The sequence below is a fragment of the Candidatus Igneacidithiobacillus taiwanensis genome (genome assembly GCF_031962545.1).
Taxonomy (GTDB): Bacteria; Pseudomonadota; Gammaproteobacteria; order Acidithiobacillales; family Acidithiobacillaceae; genus Igneacidithiobacillus; species Igneacidithiobacillus taiwanensis.
This window is the reverse complement of record NZ_JAVRKK010000143.1, coordinates 3940-5405: the sequence shown is the minus strand read 5'-3', so window position 1 is coordinate 5405 and position 1466 is coordinate 3940. Positions and strand designations below refer to the sequence as shown.

The following is a 1466-nucleotide window of genomic DNA, read 5'->3' as shown; positions in this document are numbered from 1 at the left end:
TCCGTAACGGATCAAATCCGCAGGGCCAACGTCTTGCCATTGTGCCACTGCAACTCGGGGGAAATTCCGCAAAGCAAGAAAAAAGTTCGTGGGCGCTTCTGCCAAAATTATCAACACATCGTCGCCACCGGCGTTTTCTAACCACGCTCTGCCGATTTTGGCTTTAGGTTCCGGAAAGTCCTCGGCAACAATAAATTGCAGGCGATCTTGACGCAGCAACTCCGCAAGTACCGTACGCATGGCACCAGCCCACATTTTCTTGTTGATCTTTTGCTTATAGCTCTGGAGTACACCGGGAAATGCTCTACCACCGCCTCGCCAGATGGGGCTTCGAATACTGCCTGCCCGGGCGCGGCCACCTCCCTTCTGCTTCCAGGGTTTGCGCCCCCCACCACGCACCGCTGAACGATTTTTCTGTACCGCGGTACCACTGCGCAAACCGGCTAGTTGTGCCACTACCACTTGATGTAGGAGGGATTCATTATAGGGTACATCAAATACCGACTCAGGCAAATCAACATGGATCTGCCTACCACTACTAATCTCTGTGCTATTCACTTGCATCCCAGTATCTCCACTACGAGCGGACGGCCGGTCGAATCAGAACATCGCCGTCGCGAGCGCCCGGAACGCTTCCCTTCACCAGGAGCAGTTGGCGCTCGCCGTCCACCCGGACCACCTGCAGATTGAGAGTCGTCACCCGCTCATTTCCCAACTGTCCCGCCATCCTTTTGCCCTTGAAAACTCGACCGGGGGTTTGTCGGCAGCCAATCGAACCAGGAGCCCGATGCGAAAGCGAGTTACCGTGACTGGCACGATTGCTCCGGAAGTTGTGGCGCTTGATCGCCCCAGAGAAACCTTTTCCTTTGCTGATACCAGTCACATCAACCAGCTGCCCGGGCGTAAAGATGGAAAGGTCAATTGACTGGCCGGCTTCATAGGAACCAGACGCAGTAACACGAAATTCCCGCAAGAAGCGACGTGGTTCCACAGCAGCTTTGCGAAAATGTCCCGCCATCGCCTTGCTCAGGCGCTGCGGACGCACACTTCCCACGCCCAACTGAATGGCCTCGTAACCATCCGTGTCCATGCGTTTCACTTGTGTAATCACGTTCTTGTCAACCTGGATTACCGTAACCGGGACCACCTTACCACCCTCTTCAGCGATCCGTGTCATCCCGATCTTACGCCCTATTAAGCCGACAGCCATTTTGTTCTCCTTACAGCTTGATCTCTACGTCTACACCTGCAGCCAGATCGAGTTTGATCAGTGCGTCGACCGTTTTATCATTGGGATCGAGGATATCCAGCAATCGTTTATGAGTACGCTGTTCAAACTGATCCCGGGCGTTTTTGTCAACATGGGGGGACCGAAGTACGGTAAACCGCTCGATCTTGGTGGGCAGGGGAATAGGACCACACACCCGAGCCCCTGTCCGGCGTGCTGTTTCTACAATTTCTGCGGC

3 protein-coding genes are annotated in these 1466 nt (G+C 54.6%); all 3 read right to left on the bottom strand.

What is annotated here, in order from left to right:
- The coding region (rplD, locus tag RTI30_RS12310; protein ID WP_312283884.1) for a 50S ribosomal protein L4 at positions 1-564 on the bottom strand (564 nt) is incomplete at its 3' end.
- Between the two features lie 13 nt (positions 565-577).
- The gene (rplC, locus tag RTI30_RS12305; protein WP_312283883.1) at positions 578-1210 is read right to left on the bottom strand and encodes a 50S ribosomal protein L3; all 633 of its coding nucleotides are present in this window, start codon (positions 1208-1210) and stop codon (positions 578-580) included.
- 10 nt (positions 1211-1220) lie between these two features.
- A partial coding sequence (rpsJ, locus tag RTI30_RS12300) for a 30S ribosomal protein S10 (protein ID WP_312283882.1) occupies positions 1221-1466 on the bottom strand: 246 nt, incomplete at its 5' end.

Excerpts from the sequence above, each read along its gene's own strand:
- rplC (WP_312283883.1), bottom strand. The coding sequence starts at position 1,210 with ATGGCTGTCGGCTTAATAGGGCGTAAGATCGGGATGACACGGATCGCT.